This is a genomic window from Granulicella sp. S190 (assembly GCF_009766095.1).
Classification (GTDB): Bacteria; Acidobacteriota; Terriglobia; order Terriglobales; family Acidobacteriaceae; genus Edaphobacter.
Map to the genome: position 1 here is coordinate 337,286 of NZ_LMUD01000002.1, position 23,342 is coordinate 360,627.

Consider the following 23,342-nt stretch of genomic DNA (forward strand, 5'->3'; position numbering starts at 1 on the left):
AGCGTTGGCTTTCAGTGCTTGTTGCGTGGAGCTCGCGTGGCCGCGGCGAAGCGAGCGCCGGACGTGGTGCTTCGTAGAGGTGTCGTCTGTTAAGCGGGTCAGAGGAAATAGAAACCCTGTAGAATTGATAAACTTTCCATGAAAATCTGCCTAGCCCTCATTAGCATCCCTGCGGCACCCTCTTTTGAGGGGTCAGAGTGATTTCTCTGCAAAGGGTGCTGCGTCTGCTGGCATGGATTCTTCCTACGATTCTAGGCGCTCAGTTACTCGCCGACTCTCCGCGTGTCCCGGCCGCAGTAGAAATCCGGCAGCTTTATCACTCCACTTGGACCGTGCGTGACGGCGCTCCTGTCGGCATCTGGCGAATCGCGCAGTCGACCGACGAATTTCTGTGGATCGCTACCAACTCAGGGCTCTACCGCTTCGATGGGGTGCAGTTCACCCAGTTCCGTCCAGCCGACGGCGGCACGTTGCTGTCTGAAAACATAATCTCCTTATACGCGCCCAGCACAGGCGGGCTCTGGATCGGATATCAGTTCGGCGGCATCAGTTTTATCAAAGACGGCAGGATCACGAACTATCCCGCTGAAGGAATCTTTGCATCTTCTTCCACGGGCTTTCTTGAGCTCAAAGACGGGACGCTGTGGACGGCGACCGGTCAGGGCATGGCACGTTTCGTTCATAATCAATGGCAGCAGATGGGCCCTGAGTGGGGATACCACGGGCGATCGGTCCTCCGCCCTTTTCTAGATGCATCAGGAACACTCTGGGCCTACAACGGCAAAACACTGCAGTACCTTCCGGCAGGCGAGCATACGTTCCATGACAGCAGGATCGAAGGCAAACTTTGGGGCCTCGTTGCGGACAGGTCCGATCGCACCTGGCTGGCAAGTGAACACGATCTCGTCGAACTTGTTCGAGCCCACGATGGTAGCTGGTCGCTGTACCCGACCCATCTGGACTTGTCGCCGGGTCTCGCAGCACAAGCGCGTGATGGCAGCTTCTGGATGGGATCCGACCAGTCCGGTCTCTTCCGCCTCCCCGCGCCGCTTCCCTCTCCCGGCATGCCGGTGAGCCGTGCCTTGTTTGAAAGCTTCGCGGCGAAAGATGGGCTTACCGCTAATCTGAGCATCCAGGTCCTCCGCGATCGCGAAGGCAGTATGTGGGTCGCCACAGAAAAGGGACTCGATCAATTCCGTCCAGCCGCGCTATCGTCCATAACGATGCCGCTGGGAACAAATGGCATCTCCCTCGCACAGGATAAAGACGGGCTCCTGGTTGGCGTAAAAAATATCCGCGGCCCCTCGTTGTTCCGACTGCAAGGCAGCAAGCTTGTACTGATTCCACATAGCCCGGAAGGAATCACCAGCATCTATGCCGACGGAGGCACTGACGTCTGGCTCGGGGTCACCAACCAGCTCTGGCACATGGTAGGCAGCAGGTTTACAAAGATCCCGATGCCCGACGACGAGAATGGTCTTCCCCTGGAGATCCAGACTATGACCGCCGACGCGAAGGGAGTCCTGTGGGCAAGCATCCTCGGGCACGGCACCTTCAGGTTAGACGCCGGCAGATGGACCAGGTTCAAAGCTCCGGACTCAGACCACTTCGCCGTGCTCAACATGATGCGTGATCACGAAGGACGTATCTGGCAGGGCTTTGTTCACAACAATGTCGCAATCGTGACCGGCGACACGACGAAGACACTCGGACCTCGTGATGGCGTGACTGCGGGCAACGTTCTCGCAATCGTCGAGTATGGAGATCACGTCTGGCTGGGCGGCACCGAAGGCCTCTCCTACTATCGTAACGGTGCGGTTCATTCCATCCTGAGTTGCGACGAAGAGTCTCTCGGAGGTGTCAACGGTATCGTCGAATCCGCTCACGGAATTTGGTTGAACCAGGCTACGGGGGTGATCTTCATCTCGCACGATGAGCTAGCACAGACATTTGCCGATCCACGACATAGGGTCTCTGTGCGCCTGTACAACTACCTCGACGGCATCACCGGAACCACGGTGCAACTCAGGCCGCTGCCCGCCGCGATGGCCACAAAGGACGGACGGATTTACTTTGCAGGCCGCCACGAGCTGACATGGATCGACCCCACGCACATAGCTAAAAATACTGTTGCGCCGACGGCCATAGTAGACCAAATGGTTGCTGATGGTCATGAGTATCTTGCGCCGTCAGGCGTAATTCTTAACAAGGGCGTACAGAACCTGCGCTTCGACTACACCACTTCAAGCCTCATGATTCCGCAGCGCGTGCGCTTTCGATACATGTTGGAAGGTTTTGACAAGAACTGGCAGGACGCTGGTACCCGCCGACAAGCGTTTTATTCTAAAATCCCTCCCGGCCACTACACGTTCCGCGTCATGGCCAGCAATAACGATGGCGTCTGGAGTCCCGTCGCCGCGACGACGCCGCTTTACCTGCCTCCCACCTTTTGTCAGAGTCGATACTTCGCTGCGCTACTAGCTGCAATAACGGCCACTCTTCTCATCATGCTTCATAAGTTGCGGCTTCGTCATGCGACAAATCAGGTGCGCCGCCGACTCTTGGAGCGACTGCGCGAACGGGAGAGCATCGCCCAGGATCTGCATGACACCTTCTTTCAGTCCATCCAGGTATTGCTGCTACGCTTCCACACGCTCACTAAGCAGCTTCCGCAAGGCGATCCCGCCCGCCGGTCCTACGAGAGTGCATTAAAGCAGTCCGAGCATGTGATGGTAGAGGGACGTGAGCTGTTACTTGAGCTCCGATCCGAACCTTCGCGCGATATCCCCCTTCATGCAACCTTCAAGTACATGGTTGAAGAGCTGCGCCCCAGCGTGACTGCGCGCCTCACCTTTGAAACAACCGGACGCCCCCGCGAGCTGGACCCCGCCGCAGGCAGAGAAGCTATGAAGATCGCACGGGAAGCCCTGGCCAATGCAATTCGTCACGGCGAAGCATCCTGCATCGAAGTTCTCCTCAACTTTAGCAACTCACATCTGCGCATCGCCGTCCGCGACGATGGTGCCGGGATCCCCGCTGAAGTGCTGCAGCACGGCCATCGCGAGGGTCACCTAGGCATGCTGGGCATGCGAGAGCGAGCAAGACAACTTGGTGCGCGCATCGAGATAGGAAGACATGCAGGAAGAGGTACGGTGGTGGAGTTGGTCGTGCCTGCCGCCGTAATCTATGCAGCGAAGAACCTGCCGCGCAAAGAAACGTCCCGCCTTCACCTGCTGAAGCTTAATACTGTTCTAAGGAAAATTGATGATTAGAGTACTTGTAGTCGACGATCACCCCATGATGCGCGCCGGCATTTCGGTTGAAATCAACACCGAACCGGACATGATCGTCGTCGGCGAAGCTATCGACGGCCATGAGGCTATCCGACAGTTTCGTTTGCACAAGCCAGAGGTCATGCTGATAGACATGCGTATGCCGAATATGGGCGGCCTGGAGACGATCTCCAAAATACGAGAAGAGTTTCCTGCGGCGCGTATCGTTGTACTCACCACCGCAGCCGGAGACTTTCACGCCATGCGCGCCTTTCGCGCAGGAGCCTCCGGATATCTGTTCAAGGACATGCTGGGCTCCGAACTCGTCAAGACCATTCGCCTCGTTCATCAGGGGCAGCGTTGCATCCCCGATGAGATCGCCTCAAAACTTTTAAGCGCTAGCGGAGAAGCAGAGCTAACGGTACGAGAGCTTGATGTCCTGCGCCGCGCCGCGCGCGGTCTTTCTAACAAGCTCATCGCCGAAGATATGAACATCTCTGAGCACACTGTAAAAGGCTACTTGAAGAACATCATGGCAAAGCTGCAGGCAAACGACCGGACCCACGCAGTGACCATCTCTATTCAGCGCGGCTTCTTTGATGTCTGATCTCTGCGACTAGAAACGCGGAGTATGAGAAGTGGAAAGCCGCTCCAAACAGTTATATCTGTCAGTGACATACAGTGCATGTCGCCTAAACCGCTCTAAACCTGAAGATTTTGAGTGATTCTCTGCGGGAAAACCTATAACCTGTTCCCCTGAGAGATCCAACGAACATTGCAAGCTTGGAGTCACTCAGAATTACTTTCGTAAGTTACTAGGGTATGAGAAGTATTCTTGCACCTGTGCAAGCCTGAAGAATAAACTGTGCATGAAAATTCTGGTTACGGAGTACGTACCATGTCAACTCAAACCGTCCTAAATGATCTTCTGGAAGAGTGTTGGATTACGACCGATGGCGAAAAGATGAGCAGCGGATTCGATCGCGAACACTTTGAAATCACCCATAGTCTCACCGAACATCCTCTGTTACAGATCCCCGAGTTGATGGAGCTGGCAGATCGAACCAAGAAGACCCGGCCAGCAGGCATCTACTACGACGCAGGTAACATCCGTGTAGACCAGCGATGGGATCAGATGCCTGAGAAACAGTTCTCAGTCGTCGAAACCATGAAGCGAATCGAGACATGCGGAGCGTGGCTTCTCTTTAAGGATGTACAGAAGGACCCTCAATACAAAGCATTTTTAGGCAGTGGTTGGGAAAAGATCAAAGCGAAGATTGGCAATAACCTGCAGACGCGCATCCTTCGTGAAGACGCTCTGATCTTTGTCACCTCTCCCAAGCGCATTGCAACCTACCATATCGACCGGGAGTGCAGCTTCCTGCTGCAGATCAAAGGAACGAAGACGATTCACATCTTTGATCGTGCAGATCGAGAGGTCCTTCCTGAAGAAGAGATTGAACGTTTTTGGACCGTGGATAACAACGCACCGGTCTATAAGCCCCAGTTCCAGGGCAGGGCAACCTCTTATACACTGCGCCCCGGAAACGGTGTGCACATTCCAGTGAACTGTCCTCACTGGGTAGAGAACGACGACAACGTCTCTGTCTCTCTCAACGTAAACGTTCAATTTATAGACACGATTCGAGCGAACACGTATCGAGCTAATCATGCGCTCCGAACACTTGGTTTGACTCCGCGGCCGCCAGGTCAGTCGCCGGCGGTGGACTTCCTCAAGTCCCGCTCCATGGTTCCTGTGGTAGCTGCGAAGGCTGCCTTGCATAAACTTGCATCCTTGAGAAAGTCTTCCTGAGAGTGAACTACGCAACCTGCGCCGGATGCGGGTTGCGTAGTTCTTCCTAGCTCAACCGCATCCCGTCTTGCGACAGTCATCTTCGATCTTCCATCCGCTGGCATCATCTTCGACTTCAGTTAGCTTCACGCCCGAGCGTTCAAATCAGGAGTTTCCGAGCGGCTTATCGTTTCATAGGGTGAGTGCTCTCGATATGCCATGCGACTCTTCGAAATTATCTTGATTGCAACCTTGCTTGCTGCAGCCTTCGCACAGCGAACCACCTCGGCAGCAGGCTGGTCACGACCACTTACGGTACTCGCTGTTCTGGTCGCACTCTGGCACATCTTTCACGAGGGAACTCATTGGCAGATGTTCCCTGCCCTGGCAGGACTCGTTCTGCTGATAGCCTGGCAGCTCCTCTCTGCATCGCAGCTTGCTTCACGATATCCGGCGATGAAGAATGGCGTGAGCGCTACAGTCGCGCTCTTTTCCATCGCAACCGTCGGATTATCTCTCCTGATACCGATGTTTACGCTACCCAAACCGACAGGGACTTACCCTGTAGGAACGCGGATCATCTATCTCAAGGATTCCAGTCGTACCGAAGATGCAGCGACGACTCCCGGAATGCCCAGAGAGTTGATGGTACAGATATGGTATCCAGCCGATCCGTCGAACCATCATCTCGCCGCATACGAGAGGAGCGTAGAGACAAGTCTCTTAACCTCCTATCGAAGTGTTCTCTGGACAAACTCCAAAGAAGACGCACCTGTCGCGACTCAAGGTGGCCCATTTCCCGTCCTGCTCTTCAACCATGCCTGGGCAGGAAGACGCACGCAGGATACTTTTCTTACAGAAGATCTAGCCAGCCATGGTTATGTGGTGGCCTCTATCGAACACACCTATAACGCCAGCCGTGCGGTGCTGCCTGGTGGCCGTGTCATCGACTACGACGACGGCGACAGCTTGCTCGACTTCCGTCTTCACTCGGCGAAAGAGATTCTAGCTACCTGGAATAAGGAGCTCGGCAAATGGGTCGCTGATGAGGTCTTCGTCCTGAATACGCTGCAGAACGAGAATCTCGATCAAAACAGCCCATGGTATGGCCACCTCGATACTCAGCGCGCCGGTGCTCTCGGCCACTCCTTCGGCGGTGCTGCCGCCATCCAGGTCTGTTCCGTGGACGCGCGAATTCAATCGGCAGTCAACTTGGACGGCTGGACCTTTGGAGATATTAGCAAGCGAGCGGCCAACCAGCCATCGATGTTTCTCTACGGTATCGCAACCACTAACCAGCCAAAAGATCCGACCACCTCCGGACCAGCCGAGCAGGCAGAGGCAGAACTCAATGCTGTCGACCAGAAAGAAGTGGAAGACAGCCTCAAGCAATTTGGCGGGTACAAAGTTTCGATTAGCAATACCTCGCACATGGACTTTACCGACCATCCCTTGGTGAGTCCATGGCGCAGATGGACACGGCCAGGCCATATCTTACCGGCGCGTATCCACACTATCGTCCGCACCTATGTCCTCGCATTCTTCGACCAGACGATTCGAGGAGCAAAACCTCAACTCCTCCAATCAGGAGCCCCCGCTCAATTTCGAGAGGTTCAGATCGAGAGCTGGACTCCCGAAACCAAGGCTGTGTCATCGCTGACCCCCACCACTCCCTGATAAGTTCCTCCGCAGCTTGTATCGAGGCTATCTATTCACCGGCTCCTCGAATTGGCTAAGGCAGTCGTAGATCGACTTCGCCAGCACATCGATGTCCGGTACAGACAGGACGTGCCAATGATCTCCAGGAACGGTGTGAACCTCCACTCCTCCTTGGAACACTGCCGACCAGCCATTGTCCGAGGGAATGCTGCTATCTGCCTGATGCTCTGCTCGAAAGAGGGTAAGTTTTCCTGGAAACGGTTTTATCTTGTACTTTCGCGCGGCAACAGCGTTGATCTCGTGAGTATTTTTGAGGAAGGCAGGCAACGTGGAGGACACTCGAGCTGCCAGGGTAACCGTGTAGCGGATTCTGCGCTCATGGAAATCTGCCTGAACGAAATCGAACCAGGCCTTCGCGCTGCCGTGACCGGTATGACTCCGAAAAAAGCCTCCGACACCGCCCTGCTTCTTCCCATGATTCGTGGAGGTTCCACTGGACGGCACTTCCATATAATCTCGCACCCTCGTATCAAGCATCCCGAGCATGCCGATCTTTTCGCCGGCTTCCAGGAGCTGCCGGCCCATCTCCAGAGCCATAACTCCGCCAAAGGAATATCCAAGCAGGTGATACGGGCCGCTCGGCTGCACACGCCGAATCTCTTTGAGATAGTGAGTAGCCATATCTTCCAGGCGAAGCAGCGCTGGCTTCCCTGCTTCGAGCGCCTGCGCCTGCACACCATACACTGGCTGGTCTGCGCCGATCTTCGTCGTCAGTCCATAGAAGTTCACCACGTTCCCACCCGCGCCGTGAATGATGTAGAGAGGGCGCTTGGTCCCCACCGGTTGAATCGGTACCAGCGACGTTACCGTATTCGGCGCGTAGCGTCTGCGGACCAGCTCTGCAACCATCTTGATCGTTGGTGCCGAGATCAGGCTGGCCAGGCCAAAGCCCATCGAGTAGAGGTTGTTCATTCGCGTCACAAGCCGAAGAATCGAAAGCGAACTGACACCCAGCGAGAAGACATTAGTGTCGACGGATATGTCTTCGATGCCAAGCATCGAACGCCAAAGCTCGCGAAGCTGAATCTCGATCGGATCGCTGACCGTCGCGACCTGCTCTTCCAGCTTCTCCAGAATCTCGCCGTCTTCCCCAGTCTGCTTCTCGTCAAAGGCTCTGATGCTCCTGCGAGCCGCAGGCCGGTTTACGTACTCGGGAAGCGTGGCGGGGAGAAAGTCGTCTGCAGGTGCCATCCGCTCCACTTCAATAGATGATTCGCGAACGGCAGACTCAAGCAACGCAATGAAGCTTGTCAGGTAACGCTGAATTGTCGTCGGGCGAAAGTAATTTGGGTTGTATTCAAGCTGCAGCCGCGGCCCTTCTTCCGGACGATCGACGATAGCGAACATCCATTCGAAGACTGCCCCCGGACTCATCGAACGCAAAGGAGTAATCTCGAGCCCGGCTACCTGCTGCGTCACCATGAAAGACTTCTGATAGAGAAAGAAGATCGGAATCTCGAAGGACGCATCATTAAACGAAAAATGCGGATCGTAAATGAGCTCTTCAAACGGAAGCTCTTGATTCTCGTACGCCCCTAAGGTCCAGTCCTGCACCTTAGTCAGCAGTGACCGAAAAGTCTCTTTCGGTTCAATCCCAACGCGCAGCACCTGGATATTCATGAAGAGGCCAATCAGCTCTTCGGTATCCTCATTTCTATTCGCGCACGGTGACCCAATGACGATATCCCGCTGCCCTGTCACTCGATGTAACAAGGCACAGAAGATACTGAATAACAGGATATTCAGCGTCACATTTTGATTTCGGCAAAACTCATGGGCTAGCGCGGTAAGCTCAGGCGAAATAAGAAATGTTTCAATGTCTCCCGACTCTGAGTCGGTACGAATATCTCCGCGGCTCTCAAGAGTCGCATCATGCGGCAGCTCGATACGTCCGAAGTTCGTCCCTAGAGTCTTACGCCAGAAGTTGAGAGATTCCTCTGCAGCCTCACTCTTTCGCCACTCCTCTTGCCATACAGCAAAGTCGGCAAACTGGATTGGCATCTCCGGCAGCACAGGCTCCTTCTCTTCCACCAGAGCTTCATAGAAGACCGCAATATCGCGCAGAAGAATCCCAAGTGAAATGCCATCACAGATGATGTGGTGCATCGTAACCAGCAACAGATGATGCTTCGGGGCGAACTTCAAAAGTTTGAGCGTGAGGAGCGGCCCGCGAAACAAGTCCATGCGATAGGCCGCATGCTCCCGGATAAGTCTGCCTGCCTCCTGCGAGTTGGCAGCATCAGGTAGATGCTGCAGATCCACAACTGGAAGTGCAACGCTGTACGGCGTTCCAATAATCTGCGAAAGCTTCCCATCCACCATCGAGAAGGTCGTTCGCAACATCTCATGCCGACGCACCGCCATGCTGAAGGCCAGCGCCAGCAGGTCTACGTTCAACTCTCCCAAACACTGCCACATCAGCGGCATATTCAACGCGGGATTTCCAGGATGCATCTGGTCCAGCGACCAGAAGCGAATCTGCCCCTGGGTAGCAGGCATGAAGTACACTTCGTCCGCTGGCGATGCCGTCGTACTCACGGCGGGCACCTCCTCTGGAGCGTTCGCGATGCTATCCGTCGCGGAATGGAACTCTTGCTTCATCGTCGTATCCCGCCTTCACCGCGATAGCTCTTTCGCGGCGCTACAGCAATTCGCGGTGCAACCTTGATCGTATTGGACTTCGTCTCCGCCTGCGCCCCCAACCCGTCAGATAAAGCCAAGATTGTCCGATGCTTGAATATCTGTGCTGCCGTTACGTTCAGACCTTCTCTCTGAGACCGTGCGGCAATTCGGAAGATTAGCAAAGAGTCAGCGCCAAGCTCAAAGATACTGTCTGTAATGCTAACGCGATCGAGCATCAGCACGTCAGCCCAAATGTCGGCAAGCTTCTTCTGCTCTTCCGTAGTGGGGACAGTAAAAGAACGTTGCGCGGAGTGAAGTCCCGCCTTGAGAAACGTGTCAGCGTCAGGCAAAGCTTTACGATCGATCTTCCCGTTTGGCGATCGAGGGAGCTGCGGAAGCGGCATGATCGCGGCTGGAATCATGTACTCAGGCAGCGCACCCGCAAGCATCGTGAGCAGATCTGCTACCAACGCGGTGGCATGTTCTGCGGAGTTGCCGGCATCGACATACGCGATGAGCCGCGTAATCGGGCTGCCTGCGCCTTTGCTCGTATGCGCCACAACCACAGCCTCGCGCACCGCTGGATGTCTGTTGAGTGCGACTTCAATCTCTCCCAGCTCAATCCGATACCCACGAATCTTCACCTGGAAGTCGGTACGTCCGAGCAGCTCCACGCGCCCTTGTCCACCCTCTGCATGCCAGCGGCCCAGATCTCCCGTCTTATAAATACGCCCTTCCACAAAAGGGTTAATCAGAAACTTCTCCGAGGTAAGATCGGGACGCTTCCAATAGCCGCGCGCCAATCCCTTACCTCCAATGTAGAGCTCCCCTACAACTCCAACCGGTACCGGTTGCAGACGATGATCGAGCACATAAAACTGTGTATTCGCAATCGGCGGCCCAACGAATAATGGCCCCGTACCGGCAGTCACACGAGTCGCAGACGACCAGATGGTAGTCTCGGTTGGCCCATATACATTCCATACCTGCTCGCTTCTCTCAACCAGCTGATCGGCCAGGTCACGGGGCAACGCTTCGCCACCGCACAGTACCTTCAGCGGGAAATCGCGGCTCCACCCTGCATCGATCAACATCCTCCACGTGCCAGGGGTAGCCTGCAGGACAGTCGCCTTATTTTGCTGAAGCAGACTAAGCAGGAGATAGCCATCTGAAACCTGCTCCTCGTTCGCGATGACTAATCGCGCCCCAGTCAGCAGAGGCAACAGCAGCTCCAGGCCTGCAATGTCGAAGGCAAGCGTAGTCACCGCCACAAACACGTCCTGCTTCACCAGGCCAGGCTCACGCTCCATCGAGCGCAGCAGATTCATCAGTGCGCTGTGCTCGATCGCGACACCCTTTGGCCTGCCGGTGGTCCCCGACGTATAAATCACATACGCCAGAGAGTTCGCTGTAACCGGCACGTCCACCGGCGCATCGCTCTCCTCCGCGATCTTCGAGTCCAGCATCACGATCTTTGCCGTAGTTTTAAATCCAGGCTGCGCAGAGGCAAACGAGCTACCCACTACGAGCAGCGGAGCGCCCGCATCTTCCAGCACCATCTCTAATCGATCCTTCGGATGCCGCGGATCCAGAGGGACATAAGCCCCTCCAGCCTTCAGCACTCCAAGTAACGCCCCAAGCATCTCGACCGACCGCTCCACGCAAAGCCCGACTAGATCACCCGCTTTGAGCCCCTCCCGCTGTAGTCTGCGAGCGACGCGGGTCGCATACTGGTCCAGCTCCCTTCCTGTCCAGCTCTTCGACCCACTCTGCACCACCACCTGGTCCGACAACTCCTTGGCGCGTACCTCCGCCCAGCAATGAATAGGCAGAAACTCACGATCAAACTCCACGTCGGTCCGGTTCCAGGACTCCACCACCTCCGAACGGTCCTGCGCATCCAGTAACTCAATCTCATCCACCCGCACCGTCGCATCGCGCACAACGCTGCTCAGCAGATTGGCATATAGATGCATCCAACGGCGAATTGTGTCCTCGTCAAAGAGATCGGTGTTGAAGTCGCAATCGTATTCAAGATCGTCTTCCGTCTCGATCACGTTCAGGAACATATCTGTATTTACAAACTGCTTTGGATTTGCCTTGATCACTGCCGACAAGCCATCGAAGCCAATACGTGTTCCTATCTTTTCAAGATTGAACTGCACCTCGATCAGAGGAAGTCTGCTCGAATCTCTCGGAATCGAAAGCTTGTGCAACAAGCTGCCATACGTGAACTCCTGGTGATCGAACGCATCGAACAGCACATTGCGCGTCGCCGCAAGATGGCTCTTCACCGTCTCCTCATCCTTCAGTTGGCTCAGCATCGGCAAAAAGTGAACGCAGTGCCCAACCAGACTTGCGTTCTGAAACAGAGCCTGCCCCGCAGTCGAGATGCCAACGACAACCTCAGGCTGGCGAGTCAGACGATGCAGCAAAAGCTGAAAGCCCGAGAGCAGCGTGACGTACAACGTACATCCCAGCTTCGCGCTTGCGCCCTTTAGATCCGCATAAAGCGCAGAGCCAAGACTCCCCTTCAGCGTCGCCCCATCGTAGGTCTTGTTCATCGGACGCGGTCTGTCAGTGGGCAGGTCGAGCACCGGAGCAAGCCCTGAAAACTTCTCTACCCAATACGCTTCGTTATCCGCAAACTCACCCGACTTACTACGAGCCTGCTCTTGGATGGCATAGCTGCTGAACGGCAGCAGCGGAAGCAGCTTCGCCGTGGCACTCTCTTTACCGCTGTAAAACTTGCTGATCTCTTCGAAGAGTTGATTCACCGACCAGCCATCCAGAACCATATGATGCCCCGTGAAGAGCAGCACCGTCTCCTCAGCAGACATCTTGAAGATCGTAGCGCGCGCCAGCGGTCCCTCCGTGAGCGAGAACGGTGTTCTCCCCTCACGATCGATCGCCTCACGCAGCATCTGTTCACGAGCAGCTGTCGTCTCTGCCAGCGACGAAAGATCGGCATACTCAATGGCGCCAGAGAATACAGGCGCAATCAGCATCGACTCGCCATCTTCGCTGACCCTGCTGCGCAGCGCGTCATGCCGGGCAAACCCCAGTTCGATCGCATGCTTCAGGTCTTTCTCCTGCACATTGCCGCGTAGCCGCAGAGTGACCGACTCATTGAAGGCGCAGTTCGCCTCATCGCCCAGGGCAGCGGCAAAGTAAATCTCTTGTTGTGCCTCTGTAATCGGAACCTGAGCAGGCGCTTCCTTCAACGCGCTCGCGTGCATCGTAGGACCAGCCACAGCAACCGAATGACTCTGATGCTCTCCGTGGCTGGGCAGCGCGTTGTTCTTCTGCATCTCTTCCACGGTCTCGCGGAAGACAGCTTCAACCGTCTCGAGATCCGAATCAGAGTGAGCCGTAGTCAGGAAGCATGGATACCCTTCCTGGATATGAACGCCCTTCTCTCGCATCGCGTAATACAGCAGGCTGCCAAGCCGGGCATCTCCGTGGAACGTGAAGTAAAACCACGATGCAAAGTGATGGATGCGGCTCGGAACGCCGCGCTCGACAAAGAAGTTATCGAGTCGCGTCGCGATCTCGGCGGTCTTTCGATTCAGATCAAGCTGAAGCTGCGGCCCCGCACTCTTCAAATGATGGAGCACGGAGCGAGCTGCTGCCAGCGCCTGCGGATGTCGAACGAAGGTCCCGGCAAAGAACGTAACCCCCACCTCAGGGATCGACGCATCGCCATACTGCCAGGCCCCGCCGTCGAGCGCATCCATATACTGCGCCTTGCCCGAGAGAACGCCGATGGGATACCCGCCGCCTATCACTTTGCCGTAAGTTGCCAGATCTGCACGAACTCCGAACGCCTCCTGCACACCACCAGGAGCAAGTCGGAAGCCCGTGACTACCTCATCGATGATCATCGCGATCTCAGCCTGCTCGGTAATCTGCCGCACCGTCTTGATGAAAGCAATAGGCTGCAATCCAGGGTTGCGTGTCTGCACTGGCTCAATCAACACTGCTGCAATCTCGCTGGCATTTTTGCGAATGTACTCAAGCGACGCATCCGCGCCATACTCCAGCACAACGACGTTTCCTGTGTTCGCAATCGGAATCCCAGGTGCCAGAGGCACCGTCCCTCGAGGAGTACTGCGCACCAGAACCTCATCGAAGGTTCCGTGATAGTCGCCCGCAAAATAGATGATGCGGTCGCGCCCCGTTACCGTTCTGGCCACGCGAATCGCCGCCATCACCGCCTCGGACCCGGTATTGCAGAAGGTCACCCGCTCATTCCCTGTCATCTCACAGATCTGCGCCGCAACCTCGCCGGCCATCGGTGACTGCGGGCCAATCGCAACACCCATCTCAATCTGCTGATGAACTGCGTCAAGCACAAACTGCGGCGAGTGCCCGAACATGATCGCGCCATAGCCGTTCACAATGTCGATGTACTCATTGCCATCCACATCCCAGATCCTCGAGCCCTTCGCGCGCTCGGTCACCAGTGGATAAACCATCTCCTTCCACTGCGGACGGAATCCGGCAACTGCACGTGGATCGGCAAGGTGAACCCGAGCCTTATCCGTCAGGCGCTTCGACCCTGGCGTCTTCTTCACATACTTCGCGATGAGGTTGTCGAGATACTGTTGCTGATCGCTATCCAGATCCTGTTGCACCCTCGGCTGCAGCGGCCTGTAAGAACCATGCTTGACCTCCGAACCCTCGCCGCTCGCCACTGGAGCAATCGCTGTCGACGCGCTGGCCGCTACAGCCGCCGGAGTAGAAGCCGCAGCAGGCGGAGGAACAGGTAAAGCAACCGGAGCGTTGGGCGCCACTGGTTGACCTACTGATCCTCGCAGCGCCGACAGTTGCTGCTCAAAGACCTTCGACATCATCGCCATCTGTTCGCTAAACAGTCGCTCCACTGCAGAGCCACCAAGCGCGGGCGTACTGCCGCTCGCGAAGCTGATGGGAGCGGCAGAGGCAACGGGAGCAGCTACCGCAGCAAGGGGTGCAGCCACCGGGGCTGGCGCCGCTGCCGGAAACGCATCGGCCGGAAGTACGCTATCCAGGTAAGTGGCAAGACTCGAGATCGTGGAGAACTGCTCCATAATCTGACGGAAGGTTAGCTTTACCCCAAACTTCTTCTGCAGACCTTGTGTAGCCTGGGTAAGAAAAAGCGAGTCGAGCCCAAGCTCAAGAAACTGGTAGTCGACCTGGTCCGGTGTGATCTCGATACCGCTCAGTTGCGTGAAGACCTCTGAAACAATCGGCTGCAGACGCAGCTTACGCTCTTGCATTGGTGCCTCATTCAGCGGTTCCGTCGTACCAGTAACCGCTGCCTCTTGGGGTTGTGTGTTGAATTCCGCAGTTGCAAAAATCTGTTGTTCGTTCTGACGCGAAGCCGCGGCAAAGGCCGGTGGCTCCACCCAGTGCAGCTTCCGTTCGAAAGGATAGGTCGGCAGCGAGACCCGGCTGCGCTCCTCCTGCCCGTAGACCTTCATCCAGTCCGGCACAGCTCCTGCAAGCCAAAGTTGCCCGAGCGCCTCCTGCAACGATCCCGCCTCCACCGGCGACTGTTCATCCCGCTGCGAGAGCGAAGAGACGATCACTGCCGTGCTGCTGTTCGGCTGCTGCCGCGCCAGGGTAGCCAGCGTGCTTCCCGGTCCGACTTCCAGCAATATCTGCGGAGTCGTCATCAAAGTCTTCAACGCATCTGCGAACCGAACAGGATTGCGAACCTGGTCCGCCCAGAAGCGTGGGCTCGTCGCCTGCTCCGGTTCAATCCACGTCCCGGTAAAGCTCGACACATAAGGACGAGCAGGCGTGCGCAACGTAGTCTTCGCCACCTCAGCCTCAAACGCCGCCAGCATCGGATCCATCATGAACGAGTGAAACGCATGTGACGTTCGCAGTCTTCGGAAGAGCGCCCCGTCTGCGGTCAGCTTCTTCTCTAGCCGTTCCACGGCCTCCATCGGTCCAGCCAGAACACTCAACTTCGGCGCATTCAATGCGGCGATCGAGATATCCTCAGCCAGATAAGGCTGAAGCTCCGACTCGCTCAGCCGCACTCCAACCATCGCTCCTCGCGGCATCTCCTGCATCATGCGTCCGCGAATGCTCACCAGTCGCAGCGCCTCTTCGCGGCTCATCACACCCGCGAGTACAGCAGTAACATACTCTCCAATGCTATGCCCCGCAGTGGTACGCGGCTCGAAGCCCCATGCCTGCCAGAGCTTCGCCATCGCATATTCTGTGACGAAAATCCCCGTCTGCGCGAACTGCGTCTGTTGAAGTCTCTCCGCAGCCTCAGGCGAAGCCACATCCGCCGGAAACAGAATCTCCCGCAGGTCAAGCCCAAGCAGCGGACGCAGAATCTCCGAGCACTCGTCAACCTCGCGACGATACAGCGGCTCGCTCTTGTAAAGAGCACCGCCCATCCCTGCGAACTGCGACCCCTGCCCCGGAAACAAAAACACAATCTCCGGACGCTTCGCCGAGACTGCTTTACTCGACTGCGTACTTGCAGACGACAACTTCGCGACAGCATCTTCAGCAGTCGCGCAGACAAAAGCGGCACGGTAGTCAAAAGCTTTCCTGCCAACGGCAAGCGTGTAAGCAATGTCATCGAGCGGAACTTCAGGATGCGCCTGAATAAACTTCGCCAGGTTTGCAATCGCCGTCTGCAACGCGGACTGCGACCTCGCCGAAACGCACAACAGCTGCGCCGAACGTGGGGACCGCGCCGAAACACCAATCGCAGGCGTCTCCTCCAGCACAACATGGGCATTCACTCCGCCCACGCCAAAGGCGCTCACACCTGCCCGTCGCGGCCCCTTGGACTGCCAGTGGTTCAACTCCCGGTTCACATAAAAAGGCGAGTCCGTGAAATCGATGTTCGGATTCGGCGTTACAAAGTTCGCCAGCGGTGGCAGCGTCGCCTTGTTCAGGGAGAGCGCCGTCTTGATGACCCCGGTCACACCAGCCGCAGCATCCAGATGCCCGACATTTGCCTTTGCCGTTCCAATCGCGCAAAAGCCCGAAGCCTCGGTACTCAGCCGAAACGCCTTCGTCAGTGCCGCCACTTCGATCGGATCGCCCAGAGGCGTTGCCGTGCCATGCGCTTCAATATAGGTAATCGTTCCTGCATCGACTCCGGCCATCGCCTGCGCCGCAGCGATCACACCCGACTGGCCATCAACCCCGGGAGCCATGTAGCCAGCCTTCATCGAGCCATCGTTATTCACGCCGAACCCGCGGATCACAGCCGTAATATGATCGCGGTCCGCAATCGCATCCTCCAGCCGCTTCAGCAGAACCGCACCCGCGCCATGGCTGAAGACGGTGCCAGTCGCCGCAGCATCGAACGGCCTGCAAAACCCATCCTTCGATCCGATGCTTCCCTCGGAATACATATGCCCGCGTCTCTGCGGAAAGGTCACCGAGACCCCGCCCGCCAGCGCCATATCGCACTGGTAGTTCAGCAGGCTCTGGCTGGCCTGTGCAATTGCAACCAGCGAAGTCGCACACGCCGAAGCCACGCTGATGCACGGCCCCCGCAGATTCAGCTTGTACGCCACGCGAGTCGTCAGAAAGTCTTTGTCGTTCCCCATAAACGACCTGAACGCGCCAACCTGGTAGTTTCCAGTAACTTCATCGAGGAACGCACGATCGTGGCTAAGATTCGCCAGAAGATACGTGTTGAGACTGCATCCGCCAAACAGACCGATCTGCCCCGCATAGGTCGACTGGTCATAGCCGGCATCTTCCAACGCATTCCAGCACGTCTCCAAAAAGATCCGGTGCTGCGGATCCATACTCTCGGCATCGCGAGGCGATATACCGAAGAACTCAGCGTCGAACATCCCAGGATCTTCCAGCACTCCACGCGCCGGAACATAGTCCGCTCCACCCTCCAGCGCCGCACTATTGCGCGCCTCCAGTTCGGATGGCGAGAAGTGAGAGATCGAAACCTTTCCAGCGGCAACATTCTGCCAGAACGACTCCACATCCGGCGCACCAGGAAACCGCCCCGACATTCCAATAATCGCAACGCAGTCCAGCAGTTGCTCTTCTCCTGCGCCCTGGTCTTGTGGGCTTTGGCCCTCCGCACGAATCTCTTCGTTCAGTCGCTCATTCATGACGCCACGCCCTTCGCTGCCCGAGCTCGTGCAAACGCACCTCTCGCCTTCTGTGCCTGCTGTTGAACAGCAGCTTTCTCCGCCGTAGTGGATCCTTCGTTTGCGAGCCGCTTCGCCAGTGTGCGAACCGTAGGGCACTCGAACATCACCGTAATCGGAATCGACCGCTCGAATTGGTTTTGTAACTGTAGATGAGCACTAATCAGCAGCAGCGATGTCCCGCCCGAGTCGAAGAAATTATCATCGAGCCCCATCCCACTCAGGCCAAGCACCTCCAGAAACACCTTCGATACCCGCTCTTCCGTCTTCGACAGCGACTGCGCCGCCGAATTGCCCTGCGCAACGCTAGCCGAAACAACCGCCGGGTCAGGCAATGCCGCAGCATCCAGCTTGCCGTTCACCGTCAGCGGAATCTGCTTCACTGCGGTATACGAAGAAGGCCTCATCTGGGCTGGCATCTTCGCCACAAAAAACTCGCCGAGCGACCGCGTCGTTACCTCAGCCCCCGGAGCAGCAACATAATAAGCCGCAAGCCTCTGGGTTCCAGCCTTATCTGCCCGCGCCACCACGCAAGACTGCTGCACCCCCGGAGCCTCCGCCAGCGCTGCTTCAACCTCACCCAGCTCAATGCGAAATCCGTTGATCTTCACCTGGCTATCGTTCCGGCCAAGGTATACGATCTCGCCGTCCGGACGAACTCGCGCCAGATCGCCCGTGCGATAAAGTCTGCCGCCCGCATCCTGCGTAAAGGGATCAGGAATAAACCGTTCCGCATTCAACTGCGGACGATTCAGATATCCGCGAGTGACCCCGCCACCCCCGACATAAAGCTCTCCCACCGCACCAGCTTCCACCGACCTCTTCTCTTCATCCAGAAGATGAAGCTGCATATCGGGAATAGCCGTGCCAATCAAACTCTCCTGCACCGACTCCGCCTCACTTGCAACAATAGGCCGATACGTCACGTGAACGGTAGTCTCTGTAATCCCATACATATTCACCAGCTGAGGCGTATCACCATGGCGCTTAAACCACGGAGCCAGCTTCCAATACTGCAAAGCCTCTCCGCCGAAGATCACCACGCGCAAAGAGAGCGAAAGAGGCGCGCTATCCTGCTCCACCTGGATCAACAGAGAGAACGCCGAAGGCGTCTGGTTCAGCACCGTCACCCGTTCCTGCGAGAGCAGTTCATAGAACTCCCGCGGCGAACGGCTTACAGCAAACGGTACGATCACCAGCCTCCCCCCCGTCAATAGAGGTCCCCATATCTCCCACACCGAAAAGTCGAAGGCGATCGAGTGAAACATCGTCCACACATCGTCCGCCCCAAAGTGAAACCACGGATCGGTCTGCGTCAGAAGGCGCAGAACATTCCGGTGTGTCACCATCACACCCTTCGGCTTTCCGGTCGAGCCCGAGGTGTACATCAGGTACGCAAGATCCTCGCCGCCAGATGCCGCCGGAGGATCTCTCAGATCACTCGGTACAGCCAGCACCCCGTCTATCTCAATCACCGTGACTGCCAAGGCGGACAACTGCTCAGACAAGCCCGACGCAAGGGCCGCTGTGGTCAAAATCGCTACCGGCCTTGCATCATCCAACATCTCCAGCACTCTGGTCTTCGGATATCCAAAGTCGATGGGAAGGTAGGCCCCTCCCGCCTTCAGAATGCCAAGGATCGCCGCCAGCATCTCAGGAGAACGATCGAGATAGATCGCGACAAAGGAGTCCCTTCGAACGCCAACCTCGCGCAGTCGCGCTGCAAGCTGGTTCGCCTTCGCGTTCAGCAAGCCATAGCTCCAACGAGCATCGCCGAAGACAACCGCCGCCTTATCAGAATTTATCGCAGCCACGCGCTCGAAGACACTCACGATCGTATCGAGTGTCGCCCCGGCAAACCCACTCACCAAAGCAGTCTCAGAGGCCTGCGGACGACCCATCAGTCGCGCGTCCTCCATGGCCGGATTTTTAATTTGCTTAACGTTCGCCATCGAGCCCCATGCAGATCAAAAACGCAGCCTAACCGAATTAGCTCAGTGTGCTCCAGCAGCGTTATCGAACGATCGAAAGTGTATGCAACACACAACACGTCCCCATGAATCAACTGAAGCGAAAACTAATGCTGGAAGCCCCTAAAGTCAACCCGCTCATGTTGGCTAATTGTACTCATGTTTGGAAAATTTCATTAAGACTATCGTGGCAGGGGACACCTGAAAGTTGTAGGCTGTCAGTAACTTATCCGTCTCCCGGACGACAAAGCAAGAACCTGGCAAACTGACTTATGATGGCAGCATCACAGCGCAACCTCTGTTACCCGCCCATGGCGAAGGATTGGAAGCGAGTCGATACCCTCCCCCGATTGGAGGCCGGCGAAGTACAACTCTGGCGAATCGACCTCCCGGGCACAAACGGCCTCAATCACCGCCTCGCACCCTTTCTCACTCAATCCGAGCAACTTAGCGCCAGCCGTTACAAAATGCAGCTGTCCAGGGATCACTGCGTTGTTGGAAGAGCGTGTCTAAGGATCCTTCTGGCCGCCACCACAGGGCTTGCTCCACAATCCATACCGATCACCACCGGAGTCCAAGGAAAACCGGAGATCCCGATCCTCGATGGAGCCGCCATCTCCTTCAACGTCGCTCACTCCAAAGACACGATCCTGATCGCACTCACCCGTACCGGCGCCATAGGAGTCGACGTGGAGTACTTTGATCGGTCGACCGACATCATGGAAGTCGCTCAGCACAACTTCACCGCAAAAGAGACCGGCTCTCTGGCAGCTATCGTCGATCTCCACACCCGCCACAAGACCTTCTACCGCTATTGGACCCGCAAGGAGGCCGTTCTCAAGGCGGACGGAAGAGGTCTTATCGCCTCTCTCTCATCCTTCGATATCTCATTCGAATCCGTCCATCTGCATCCCGTCCGTATCAGCGAATCGACCGGGGATCAGGGAACGCCGTACTTCGTCAGTGATGTAGACCTCAGCGACTCGGACTCAATCATCGAAGCCGCAGCAGCGATAGCGTTCGAATCGGCGGAATCCCCCCTACGACGGCTGGTCTTCCCTCTCAATCGCCAGTGGTGATCTTCTCCACAAGGCAACCTCAACCAATTCTCCTAAAACTTCTATCCCTCGTACCCAATCAGATACGTCTATAAACTAGAGGAATCAATGGCACTTCAGACGAGTTCTCCACCTTCGACTCCCCACGCAGCCTCCGCGCCGGAAAGAACCCGAAGCTGGTTCGTAGCCGCGACGAGCCTGGTCTTCATCGTCCTGCAAAGTGCCTGCACCGCCGTCATCGCCCTCAGCGGAGTCCGTGTCGCCATCGGCCTCAGCTCCCTTGCTGGAGCAATCAGCACCCACGCGCCCGCCGCTGGATTTCATCGCGACTCCATCCGTATCCCCATGATGATCGCAGCAACCATCGGCTCGCTCATCAACCTTTATGTCATCTGGCGAATTCGCACCCTGCGTGCTCGGCCCTCCTCCAAGTGGCGCATCCAACCCGCCACCCCGGGCCAGCTCCGGTCCGAGTTCTTTCAGATCGCACTCGCCGTCCTGACTCTTATTCTGGTAGCCGCCGAGTGGACCACTCATACGATCTTGCACAGATAAGGCACCAAATCCCTTGACGTGCGACAAGAAACATCTACGATGACTTCGACTCGGAATCCCGCATCTCTGTCTCCAGCCGCGCGTGCAGACGCTCACTAAAACCAATCGGAAGTTCGAACACTCGCTCGTCGGCGGTCAAAATCAGAATATTGCGCGTCGAATCCAGAATCGCCGAGCAGATCTCGCAGTGCTCCAGGTGCTTCTGAACCTTCTCCAATACCTCTGCATCCAGAGTTCCATCCAAATAGCCCGAGATGTGATCCCACACGTGCTTGCACTCTAGAACCATGAGAGCCACCTCCGCTTGGGCATTACCCGCCTCAACTCCGGCGCCAGCCTCTTCTGCAACATTATCCTCGCACGATGCAATCGAACCTTCGCCGCCGCGACAGTGATACCCAGCGCCTCTGCTGACTGGTTCACGCTGAAATCCTCAATATCTCGAAGCACGAACACCTCTCGGTAGATCGGCGGAAGATCGGTAATTGCAACCTGAAGCATATGTCCAACCTCCTGCCGCTCCAACACTTCGGAGGGAATCTCCCGCCAGTCTCGCAGCAGCGCAGGCGAAACATGACCGCCTTCATTCAGTTCATCCAGCGAGTCCGTCTTTGCCGTCTTCTTCTGGCGTAGTCGGCTTCGGGCCTCGTTCAACATAATGCTGATCAGCCAAGTGCTGAACTTCGCCTCTCCGCGAAACTTTTCGAGGTTGCGAAACGCCTTCAGGAACGCCTCCTGCGCCGCATCCTCTGCATCCGCTTCGTTCTGGAGCATCGACAACGCCATGCTGTAGACGCTCCGCTCATACGGCTGGATCAGAGCATGAAACTCCTGAGTGTTGCCCCCAAGAATCGAGGCAATCATCTGAGCTTCGTCTCTGTTCTCTCCGTCTGCCTTCATCGATTCTCGATCCATCCCCGATATCGCTTCGCCAGCAGCGCATCTACAGAGAACAGACCTGCTCCGAACACCATCACCATCGCCGAAGCAAACAGAAACGTGTACGGATCGGCGTTATAGAACTTACCAGGATCCGAGAACACCGCAAAGAGAGCATCCTTGTCTGCCGTCCAGTAAGCCACCAGCATATTCACCGAAAGCACCAGCCCGATCAGCCTGGAGCCCAATCCCAGGATCAGAAGCAGCCCCCCAAAGAACTCCAATCCCGAGACAAAGTGCGCGGTCACAGCCGGCATGGGTAGATTCAGGCTCGAAAAATAATCGGTGACTTTATCCAGATGATGCAGCTTGCCCCACCCGCTCTGCATCAGCTGCCAACCCCAATAGAGCCGTACTACCAGGAGAAAGGGAGACTGGAGATAAGAAACTAGTTTTGCAAAGCCTTCATAGGCCTCAAGCAGTTTTTTCATCATAATTTTCTCTTAACTCTCCAGTACGCCAGGCACGGGAAACACGTTGATACTGTCTTTAAGCAGGCCCCGGACTGATGCAGACTCGGCCAGGAGCCTGATGGGACCTGCACCTACTTAGAATCGCGACTGCGGGTTTGGTTACAACACCGCCCGAAAGAAACTGCTCCACAAGCCATAGACCTGCCGCCACTTCGCCACGCACAAGAAGACGCGGCAAAAAAATCAATGGGCTCGCCCCGCCTTCGCGCGATCCAGCTCTGCAAGAACATCGGCTGCCGTAGTTCGGTCTCCATGTTCGTGACTCACCTTCCTGAAAAAAATCTTTCCCTGCCCGTCGATCAAAAATGTCGAGGGATATGCAGTCTCGTGCGGTGCGTCCCAGCGAAGTCCGTATTGATCGGTGAAGGCATAGTCGGGATCGATCACAAGGTGCAAATCGTCTGGCAGCGGATTCTCCTTCGCCAGAAACTCCTTCGCTCGCTGGTCGAGTTCGGCAGGTGGCCCTGGGTAGACCAGAATAACCTCTGCCCCAGCCGCCTTGAACTTGTCGCCGTTTACTAGAAAGTCATGCACCTGCTTCTGACAGTAGGGACACTGATAACCAGGAAATCCGCGGAGAACCACCAGCACAACCGTCCCCCTCGAAGTGAAATCCGACAGGCTCAAAGGTCTTCCCTCTGGAGTCGACAGCTTAAACTCAGGCGCCTTCTCCCCCACCGCTGGCGTCGCAGCGTTCATTATCGGACAGAACCCAATCAGCCCTAGGCATAAAGCTAATCGCAGCAATTTTCTGGCGGTCATTCTTCAACTCCATCAGCAAGCCGTCGATTGCTCTCGCTG

Annotated in this window: 13 protein-coding genes; 6 read left to right on the forward strand and 7 right to left on the reverse strand. The window is 56.4% G+C overall.

All coding sequences use genetic code 11. The features are described 5' to 3' along the window. The first annotated feature begins 197 nt into the window (after positions 1-197). The 4 genes from GSQ94_RS01300 to GSQ94_RS01315 all read left to right on the forward strand — a co-directional run bounded on the left by GSQ94_RS01300 (position 198) and on the right by GSQ94_RS01315 (position 6,741). Positions 198-3,272, forward strand: coding sequence for a sensor histidine kinase (locus GSQ94_RS01300; RefSeq protein WP_158941503.1), 3,075 nt, complete (start codon positions 198-200; stop codon positions 3,270-3,272). Continuing rightward, positions 3,265-3,879, forward strand: a complete 615-nt coding sequence (locus GSQ94_RS01305; RefSeq protein ID WP_158941504.1) for a response regulator transcription factor — start codon at positions 3,265-3,267, stop codon at positions 3,877-3,879. The genes GSQ94_RS01300 and GSQ94_RS01305 overlap by 8 nt, the downstream gene beginning before the upstream one ends. 291 nt (positions 3,880-4,170) lie before the next feature. Further along, entirely contained in the window at positions 4,171-5,085 is a 915-nt protein-coding gene (locus GSQ94_RS01310) for a transcriptional regulator (RefSeq protein WP_158941505.1), read from the forward strand. Between the two features lie 198 nt (positions 5,086-5,283). Then, positions 5,284-6,741: a hypothetical protein gene (locus GSQ94_RS01315; protein ID WP_158941506.1), complete on the forward strand. Its 1,458-nt coding sequence runs from the start codon at positions 5,284-5,286 to the stop codon at positions 6,739-6,741. Between the two features lie 27 nt (positions 6,742-6,768). Here GSQ94_RS01315 and GSQ94_RS01320 read toward each other — a convergent pair whose 3' ends face one another. The 3 genes from GSQ94_RS01320 to GSQ94_RS01330 are packed head-to-tail and all read right to left on the reverse strand — an operon-like array spanning position 6,769 to position 19,498. Continuing rightward, complete coding sequence (locus GSQ94_RS01320) at positions 6,769-9,384, reverse strand: condensation domain-containing protein (RefSeq protein ID WP_158941507.1); 2,616 nt, start codon at positions 9,382-9,384, stop codon at positions 6,769-6,771. After that, the gene (locus GSQ94_RS01325; RefSeq protein WP_158941508.1) at positions 9,381-17,507 is read right to left on the reverse strand and encodes a non-ribosomal peptide synthetase/type I polyketide synthase; all 8,127 of its coding nucleotides are present in this window, start codon (positions 17,505-17,507) and stop codon (positions 9,381-9,383) included. Before GSQ94_RS01325 ends, GSQ94_RS01320 begins: the two co-directional genes overlap by 4 nt. Beyond that, entirely contained in the window at positions 17,504-19,498 is a 1,995-nt protein-coding gene (locus tag GSQ94_RS01330; RefSeq protein WP_158941509.1) for an amino acid adenylation domain-containing protein, read from the reverse strand. Before GSQ94_RS01330 ends, GSQ94_RS01325 begins: the two co-directional genes overlap by 4 nt. Before the next feature lie 290 nt (positions 19,499-19,788). Here GSQ94_RS01330 and GSQ94_RS01335 point away from each other — a divergent pair, with 290 nt between their 5' ends. Beyond that, positions 19,789-20,595, forward strand: a complete 807-nt coding sequence (locus GSQ94_RS01335; protein ID WP_158941510.1) for a 4'-phosphopantetheinyl transferase superfamily protein — start codon at positions 19,789-19,791, stop codon at positions 20,593-20,595. A gap of 87 nt (positions 20,596-20,682) precedes the next feature. Continuing rightward, positions 20,683-21,129, forward strand: a complete 447-nt coding sequence (locus GSQ94_RS01340) for a hypothetical protein (protein ID WP_254063518.1) — start codon at positions 20,683-20,685, stop codon at positions 21,127-21,129. A gap of 34 nt (positions 21,130-21,163) precedes the next feature. Here the strand turns inward: GSQ94_RS01340 and GSQ94_RS01345 are convergent, their stop codons facing one another. From GSQ94_RS01345 to GSQ94_RS01360, 4 genes are all read right to left on the reverse strand, one after another. Further along, positions 21,164-21,418, reverse strand: coding sequence for an anti-sigma factor (locus GSQ94_RS01345; RefSeq protein WP_158941511.1), 255 nt, complete (start codon positions 21,416-21,418; stop codon positions 21,164-21,166). Continuing rightward, positions 21,409-22,029: a sigma-70 family RNA polymerase sigma factor gene (locus GSQ94_RS01350; RefSeq protein ID WP_158941512.1), complete on the reverse strand. Its 621-nt coding sequence runs from the start codon at positions 22,027-22,029 to the stop codon at positions 21,409-21,411. Before GSQ94_RS01350 ends, GSQ94_RS01345 begins: the two co-directional genes overlap by 10 nt. Then, positions 22,026-22,502: a DoxX family protein gene (locus tag GSQ94_RS01355; protein WP_158941513.1), complete on the reverse strand. Its 477-nt coding sequence runs from the start codon at positions 22,500-22,502 to the stop codon at positions 22,026-22,028. Before GSQ94_RS01355 ends, GSQ94_RS01350 begins: the two co-directional genes overlap by 4 nt. Before the next feature lie 222 nt (positions 22,503-22,724). Then, the gene (locus GSQ94_RS01360) at positions 22,725-23,303 is read right to left on the reverse strand and encodes a peroxiredoxin family protein (protein ID WP_158941514.1); all 579 of its coding nucleotides are present in this window, start codon (positions 23,301-23,303) and stop codon (positions 22,725-22,727) included. Between the last annotated feature and the right edge of the window lie 39 nt (positions 23,304-23,342).

Bases quoted from the DNA above. Each gene is read 5' to 3' on its own strand.
- GSQ94_RS01305 (WP_158941504.1), top strand. From the start codon at position 3,265: ATGATTAGAGTACTTGTAGTCGACGATCACCCCATGATGCGCGCCGGC.
- GSQ94_RS01310 (WP_158941505.1), top strand. From the start codon at position 4,171: ATGTCAACTCAAACCGTCCTAAATGATCTTCTGGAAGAGTGTTGGATT.
- GSQ94_RS01315 (WP_158941506.1), top strand. From the start codon at position 5,284: ATGCGACTCTTCGAAATTATCTTGATTGCAACCTTGCTTGCTGCAGCC.
- GSQ94_RS01320 (WP_158941507.1), bottom strand. From the start codon at position 9,384: ATGAAGCAAGAGTTCCATTCCGCGACGGATAGCATCGCGAACGCTCCA.
- GSQ94_RS01325 (WP_158941508.1), bottom strand. From the start codon at position 17,507: ATGAATGAGCGACTGAACGAAGAGATTCGTGCGGAGGGCCAAAGCCCA.
- GSQ94_RS01330 (WP_158941509.1), bottom strand. From the start codon at position 19,498: ATGGCGAACGTTAAGCAAATTAAAAATCCGGCCATGGAGGACGCGCGA.
- GSQ94_RS01335 (WP_158941510.1), top strand. From the start codon at position 19,789: ATGATGGCAGCATCACAGCGCAACCTCTGTTACCCGCCCATGGCGAAG.
- GSQ94_RS01340 (WP_254063518.1), top strand. From the start codon at position 20,683: ATGGCACTTCAGACGAGTTCTCCACCTTCGACTCCCCACGCAGCCTCC.
- GSQ94_RS01345 (WP_158941511.1), bottom strand. From the start codon at position 21,418: ATGGTTCTAGAGTGCAAGCACGTGTGGGATCACATCTCGGGCTATTTG.
- GSQ94_RS01350 (WP_158941512.1), bottom strand. From the start codon at position 22,029: ATGAAGGCAGACGGAGAGAACAGAGACGAAGCTCAGATGATTGCCTCG.
- GSQ94_RS01355 (WP_158941513.1), bottom strand. From the start codon at position 22,502: ATGATGAAAAAACTGCTTGAGGCCTATGAAGGCTTTGCAAAACTAGTT.
- GSQ94_RS01360 (WP_158941514.1), bottom strand. From the start codon at position 23,303: ATGACCGCCAGAAAATTGCTGCGATTAGCTTTATGCCTAGGGCTGATT.